Annotated in this window: 1 pseudogene; it reads left to right on the top strand. The window is 34.7% G+C overall.

The annotated features are described in order from the left end of the window. Positions 1 to 654, top strand: a pseudogene (locus tag JCM11969_RS18120) (hypothetical protein); the annotation flags it as partial. Positions 655 to 931: the final 277 nt, after the last annotated feature.

The following is a 931-nucleotide window of genomic DNA, read 5'->3' as shown; positions in this document are numbered from 1 at the left end:
ACAATCTACCATATAAATACTAATAATCCCGAAGTTCAAAGAACAAATTCTCTTTCATTAGCCAAAAAATTATCTGATGACTTTACAAACCCAATTATTGTAAAAATCATTTCCCGTCACCATAAACTTCAAACAAACAAAGATGAAACCCAGATAAAAGTATCAAGAACTTTTTTAAGTGAGCTTAAGCTTCTTGCTTACCTGGATAATGCAGAAGTAGTTAGTGTTATAGAAAAAGCACTTGAAAATTTGAGCCGAGTTCATTATGGAATGAATAATTTTTATAACGAACCGCCATTTGCAGAACGGCTAGACGAAATAGTAAGCCAAATAAAACCTATTCCAAGTGTTATTAGGGAAAGTTTCATTAATGAAATTTTGACTTGCTATTTTGGCAATCAATATGGTGTCTCTGATGCTGCTTTACCTTTTTATAAAAAAATGATTCAAAATTTAACACCCAAAGAGATTGATTATCTATTGCGTTTATTAATCAATAAAAATGAAGAGGTCAAAGAAATTCTTAGGAAAAGTTGGAAGAAACAGCTGTTGACCGAGTTGATTGAATCAATCATGCCTAATATTAAGGGCAATGATGATTTAACAAATATTTATAAACAATTCTTAAAGCAATATAAGATTACTAATTCTTAGAAAAGCAGTAGTTGATTAAAATCAACTACTGCTTTTTTGATCAAGCTAAATTAGTTTGCGCCGTTTGCGCAAAACTCCGCCTGAAAGGCTCCTGCTGAAGGCATGCTCATGATGCAAAATCATTCGGCCGACAGCCCCTGTCTGGAAGACTTTACTCAAATTCCGATAGCAATTTTGAGTAAAAACGCGAAGCTTTGCCAAAAAGTGGCTAGCCAATCGGCTAACCACTTTTGGCATTGCACAGCGAACTTGGGGGTCAAGGGGGAGCGTTAGCTGT

This window comes from Secundilactobacillus paracollinoides DSM 15502 = JCM 11969, assembly GCF_001311135.1.
GTDB lineage: Bacteria > Bacillota > Bacilli > Lactobacillales > Lactobacillaceae > Secundilactobacillus > Secundilactobacillus paracollinoides.
The sequence above is the reverse complement of the archived record's forward strand: the minus strand, read 5'-3'. Positions and strand labels throughout refer to the sequence as shown.